This window comes from Nocardioides sp. (assembly GCF_050699375.1).
In the GTDB taxonomy this organism is placed as follows: Bacteria; Actinomycetota; Actinomycetes; order Propionibacteriales; family Nocardioidaceae; genus Nocardioides.
Map to the genome: position 1 here is coordinate 1 of NZ_JBOHDN010000154.1, position 5,707 is coordinate 5,707.

Consider the following 5,707-nt stretch of genomic DNA (forward strand, 5'->3'; position numbering starts at 1 on the left):
GCCTGCAGAACTGACGTCTCGGCCGACGCAGGTGACCTCTCGGCCTGCAGAACTGACTTCTCGGCCTGCATTGGTGACGCCTCGGCCTGTGCGGGTGACCTCTCGGCCTGCAGAAGTGACGTCTCGGCGGGGGTCAGTGGGCGGCTTCGTGCCAGGAGCTGCCGGTGCCGACGGAGACGTCGAGGGGGACGTTGAGGTCGGCGGCGGAGCCCATCTGTTCGCGTACGAGTGCCTCGAGCGCCTCGCGCTCCCCCGGCGCGACCTCGAAGACGAGCTCGTCGTGGACCTGGAGGAGCATCCGTGAGGTGAGTCCGGCCTCCTCGATGGCTGCCTGGACCCGCAGCATCGCGACCTTGATCAGGTCGGCGGCGGAGCCCTGGATGGGAGCGTTGAGCGCCATCCGCTCGGCGGTCTCGCGCCGCTGACGGTTGTCGGAGAGCAGGTCGGGAAGGTAGCGGCGCCGCCCCATGATGGTCTCGGTGTAGCCGGAGCGACGCGCCTCGTCGACCAGGCTGCGCAGGTAGTCGCGGATGCCGCCGAAGGTCTCGAAGTATTCCTCCATCAGCCCGCGCGCCTCGCTCGGCTCGATGGCGAGCTGCTGGGAGAGCCCGAAGGCGGACAGGCCGTAGGCGAGCCCGTAGTTCATCGCCTTGATCTTGGCCCGCTGCTCCACCGAGACCGCGTCGGGGTCGACACCGAAGACACGCGCTGCGGTGATCGAGTGGAAGTCGCGCCCGGAGCGGAACGCCTCGATCAGCAAGGCGTCCTCGGACAGATGCGCCATGATCCGCATCTCGATCTGCGAGTAGTCGGCCGTCAGGAGCGACTCGAACCCCGAACCGACGACGAACCCCTTACGGATCCCGCGACCCTCCTCGGTGCGCACCGGGATGTTCTGCAGGTTGGGCTCGGTCGAGGAGAGTCGCCCGGTGGCCGCGATCGTCTGGTTGAACGTGGTGTGGATCCGGCCGTCGTCCTGCACCGTCTTCAGCAGGCCCTCGATCGTCACCCGCAGCCTCGTGACGTCGCGGTGCCGCAGCAGGGCGAGGAGGAACGGGTGCTCGGTCTTCACATAGAGCTGCTGGAGCGCGTCGGCGTCGGTGGTCCAGCCGGTCTTCGTACGCTTCGTCTTCGGCATGTCGAGCTCGTCGAAGAGCACCACCTGCAGCTGCTTGGGCGAGCCGAGGTTGATCTCCTTGCCGATCACGCCGTAGGCATCGTCGGCCGCCTGCTTCATCTGGCCGGCGAAGTGCCGCTCCAGGGCGTCGAGGTGCTCGGTGTCGACCGCGATGCCGGTCTGCTCCATCTTCGCCAGCAGGTCCAGCAGGGGAAGCTCGACCTCGGAGAGCAGTCGGTGTCCACCCGCGGCCTCGACCGCCGAGTCGAGCTCGGCGGCAAGATCGAGCACCGCTCGTGCGTACAGCATCGAGGTGGTCGCCACGCCGTCGCCACCGACCTCCTCGTCGCCGAAGAGCGAGTCCTGGCCGCCGTCGTCCTCGTGCTTCAGCTCGCGCTTGAGATAGCGCAACGTCAGGTCGGCGAGATCGTAGGAACGCTGGTCGGGAGCCACGATGTAGGCCGACAGCGCCGTGTCGGTCACCAGTCCGCGCAGCGTCCAGCCGTGGGCCTCCAACGCCAGCTCGGGCCCCTTGGCGTCGTGCAGGACCTTCGGCTTCGTCGCATCGGCGAGCCAGTCGGCCAGAGCCGCCTCGTCCTCGGGCGTGAACCCCTCCACCCCGACGTACGCAGCGCCCTCCTGTGTCGCGAGGCCGAACCCGTCCACCCGGCCGGTGCCAGAACCCCAGGCCCCGCGCACGTGCACCCCCACGGGCGTGGTGTCGAGCCCGGCCAGGTATGTCGCGACGGTGCCGGGAGCGAGCGTCTCGCCCTCCAGCGCGAACCCGCTCTCCTCGACCGCGACGTCGTCCTCGGGCGCGAGCACGTCGGTGATCCGGGTGCGGATCTCGCCCCGGAACTCGAGCTCGTCGAGCAGCTCCAGCGCGGCGGCCCGGTCCCACTCGATCCGACCGAGGTCTGACGGTGCGAGCTCCAGGGACAGGTCGCGCACCAGAGCGTTGAGGCGCCGGTTGCGCATCACGTCGCCGAGGTGGGCGCGCAGGTTGTCGCCGGCCTTGCCCTTGATCTGGTCGGCGTGGGTGATCACGTTGTCGAGGCCGTCGTAGGTGTTGATCCACTTCGCGGCGGTCTTCGGACCGACACCCGGGATGCCGGGCAGGTTGTCGGAGTCCTCCCCCACCAGCGCGGCGATCTCGGGATAGCGCGCGGGCGGCACGCCGTACTTCTCCTCGACCGCGGCCGGCGTCATCCGGGCCAGGTCCGAGACACCACGCATCGGATACAGCACGGTCGAGGACTCCGTGACCAGCTGCAGCGAGTCGCGGTCACCGGTCAGGATCAGCACCTCCATCCCTGCGTCGAGACCCTGGGTGACCCAGGTCGCGATGATGTCGTCGGCCTCGTAGCCCGCAAGGGAGAGGTGACGGATGTGCAGCACGTCGAGCAGTCGCTGGATCAGCGGCAGCTGGGACTTGAACTCGTCGGGGGTCTTGTTGCGCTTGGCCTTGTATTCCGAGTACTCCTCCAGCCGGAACGTCTTCCGCGAGAGGTCGAAGGCGACCGCGACATGCGTCGGCTGCTCGTCGCGCAGCACGTTGACCAGCATCGAGGTGAAGCCGTAGACGGCGTTGGTGTTCTGACCTGTGACGGTCGAGAAGTTCTCCACCGGCAGGGCGAAGAAGGCCCGGTAGGCCAGCGAGTGCCCATCGAGAAGGAGCAGTCGGTCACGCTTCACATCAGCCACAGGCCGACTCTATCCACGACCACCGACAACGGCGCCACCGACGACATGCGACGATGCGGATATGACCGATGCATCGACCACCGACCAGCCCGAGAAGACGGGCGAGACCGCGGGCGAGGTCTTCTTCGCCTCGCTCCCCCACGGCATGGGTGGCCTCAACGACAAGATGGGCGTCGAGATCATCGAGATCTCCTCCGACAAGATCGTCGGCACGATGCCGGTCGAGGGCAACACCCAGCCCTACGGCCTGCTGCACGGCGGCGCCTCGGTCGCGCTCGCCGAGACGCTCGGCTCGACCGGCGCCGGCCTCCACGCCGCGGGCTTGGGCAAGCTCGCCGTCGGTGTCGACATCAACGCCACCCATCACCGCTCGGCCACCTCGGGCATCGTCACCGGCACCGCGACTCCCATCCATCTCGGGCGCAGCTCGGCGGCCTTCGAGGTCGTGATCACCGATGACCGCGGCCGACGGGTCTGCACCTCGCGGATCACCTGCTCGCTCATCGACAGCGAGCGCGTGCCGAAGGCCTGAGCGAGACCGGACACGACAGCGCCCCGGAGCCGTTCGGCTCCGGGGCGCTGTCGTGTGTCTATCGCAGACGATCAGATCTGTCCGGCGATGTACTTGACCGGGGCGTAGGCGCCCTTCTCGTCGTACTGGTAGATGCCGATGGACGCAGCCGTCGGGCTACCGGTCTCACCCAGCTCGATCGGGCCTGAGACACCGTCGTAGTCGATGTCCTCGCCGGCCTCGAGGGCCTTGACGCCCTCGGCGAAGGTCTTGACCTTGGTGCCACCCGTGGTGATGTCGACGATCTTCTCGGCGACAGCCTCTCCGGAGTCGTTCTTCGCGGCGATCGCGGCCAGGGCCGAGACGATCGTGGCGTCGTAGCACTCCGCGGCGTACGCGTGGTCCTTGAGCTTCGGGTCGACCTTCTTCAGCTTGGCCTGGAAGTCACCGCTGGACTCGGCGCCGGGCAGCGTGCCCTTGACGCCCTTGACCTGACCCTTGCCGAACTCCTTGGTGTAGTCGGCGAGGTTGCCGTCCACGAAGTAGGTCGGCAGCTGGGACGGGCCCGCGCCAGCCGCGATCAGCTGCGGGATGAGCTTCTTGGTCTCCTCGAAGCCGATCACGACGACCGCGTCGGCGCCAGAGCCGGCGACCTCGTTCACCTGGGCGTCGAACGAGGTCGCGTCCTGGCTGTAGAAGGAGGTGGTCGCGACCTTGGAGCCGGCGCCCTCGAGGTTGGTCTTGACCTGCTCGGCAAGCGTCTCGCCATAGGCGTCCTGGCGGGCCAGGATCGCGACGTTGGTGCGCTTGTCCTCGAGGAGGAGGTTCGACATGACCGCGCCCTGGAGGATGTCCGAGGGAGACGTACGGAAGTAGAGGTCCGGCTTGGCGTACTTGCCCTCGTCGAACGACGTGGAGGTGTTCGCGCCCGAGAACAGGACCGTGCCGGACGACATGACCTTGTCGACCACGGTCTGCGCCACGCCCGAGGAGGCGGTGCCGATGATGACGTCGGAATCGGCCGCGATGAGCTTGTCGGCCTCGGCCGGGGCGATGCCCGAGTTGCTGTCGCCCTCGTCGCCGGGGACGGCCTTGACGTCCTTGCCCAGGACGCCTCCGGCCGCGTTGATCTCCTGGATGGCCAGGTTCACGCCGGCGAACTCGGGCGGGCCCAGGAAGGCGAGGCTGCCGGTCTGCGGGAGCAGCTGACCGACCGTGAGAGTGCCGTCGCCCTTGGCGGCCGCCTTCTTCTCCGGCTCTTCGGATGCGGTCTCGCCGCCGCAGGCGGCGAGGGTGAAGCCGAGCGCCAAGGCGCCGGCGCCCGCGGTCAGCTTCACCCAGGTAGAGGATGATGAGTTCACTGCTGTAGTCCCTCTTTCGTATGGGCTGGCCCGGCTCAGGTCGGACCTTGCGGAGACACATTAGAGACGCACAGTGGGTGAAGCACCCGAGGGACCTGTCTTTTCACCATTCTGTTACATCTCCCCCATGGCATCATTGCCTGGGTTGCCGCCATTGTCGGCTCCGTATTATCGGCTCCGTGGACCCATGATCACTCGTGGAATCCATCTCCCGCCAGAGAACCGCTCGATCGTGGAGGAATTGTGATGATCTGTACGCACCGCGCCCGTCGAGGAGCCACTCGATGAGCAGGGTGCCGGTGACGGTGCGGGAGGCACGAGCCGATGACGCGCTCTTCCTCCTCGGCATCTGGCAGGACGCGTTGCGCATGGCCGATGGCCCAGAGCAGCTCTGCGACCTCGAGACCATCATCGAGGGCGCCCAGGGCACGCCCGACCAGCGGCTGCTGATCGCGGAGTGCGACGGCGAGCCCGTCGGCGCCGTCTTCATCCGCGCGACGACCTTCGGACCGCTCAACCTGGAGCCGACGGTCCAGATCTTCGCACCCCACGTCACCTCCAGCTTCCGCCGCCGCGGCGTGGGTCGGCTTCTGATGGAGTCCGCGGTCGTCTTCGCCGAGGAGCGCGGGATCGGGACGATCGTGGCCGCCGCTGCCGCCGGCGGTCGCGACGGCAACCGCTTCCTCGCCCGCCTCGGTCTCGGCTCGCACGCCGTCATGCGTGTGGCACCGACCGCGGTCGTACGCTCCCGGCTAGCCGTCCTGGCCCGGGTCCTGCCCCACCACGCCCGGACGAACCGTGCCCCGAAGCAGTCCAGCGCCGTCGGCGAGCTGCTCGCGGCCCGGCGATCCCAGCGGCGCTCACACACCGTCGCCTGACAAGCCCCGAGAGAATGAGGTGAAGGCCCCGGAGCGGTCGCTCCGGGGCCCTCACCCACTCGGGACGTACGTCCTCAGCCCGGCCGCCTTCGGCGGCGGATCTTCCTTGCTCGGCGCGAACGGACGAGCAAGCTCG

General features: G+C 68.2%; 4 protein-coding genes. 2 read left to right on the forward strand and 2 right to left on the reverse strand.

Going from position 1 to position 5,707, the window contains the following annotated elements:
- Positions 1–133: 133 nt before the first annotated feature.
- Positions 134–2,821 (reverse strand): DNA polymerase I, encoded by a 2,688-nt coding sequence (gene polA / locus ACRDPS_RS11480; RefSeq protein WP_431501768.1) that lies wholly within the window; start codon positions 2,819–2,821, stop codon positions 134–136.
- Positions 2,822–2,882: 61 nt separating this feature from the next.
- Here polA and ACRDPS_RS11485 point away from each other — a divergent pair, with 61 nt between their 5' ends.
- Positions 2,883–3,353, forward strand: coding sequence for a hotdog fold thioesterase (locus ACRDPS_RS11485; RefSeq protein WP_431501769.1), 471 nt, complete (start codon positions 2,883–2,885; stop codon positions 3,351–3,353).
- Positions 3,354–3,424: 71 nt separating this feature from the next.
- On the opposite strand, the gene ACRDPS_RS11490 is transcribed toward ACRDPS_RS11485, so the two are convergent.
- The gene (locus tag ACRDPS_RS11490; RefSeq protein WP_431501770.1) at positions 3,425–4,669 is read right to left on the reverse strand and encodes an ABC transporter substrate-binding protein; all 1,245 of its coding nucleotides are present in this window, start codon (positions 4,667–4,669) and stop codon (positions 3,425–3,427) included.
- A 308-nt stretch (positions 4,670–4,977) separates the two neighbouring features.
- Here ACRDPS_RS11490 and ACRDPS_RS11495 point away from each other — a divergent pair, with 308 nt between their 5' ends.
- Positions 4,978–5,571, forward strand: a complete 594-nt coding sequence (locus ACRDPS_RS11495) for an N-acetyltransferase family protein (RefSeq protein ID WP_431501771.1) — start codon at positions 4,978–4,980, stop codon at positions 5,569–5,571.
- Positions 5,572–5,707: the final 136 nt, after the last annotated feature.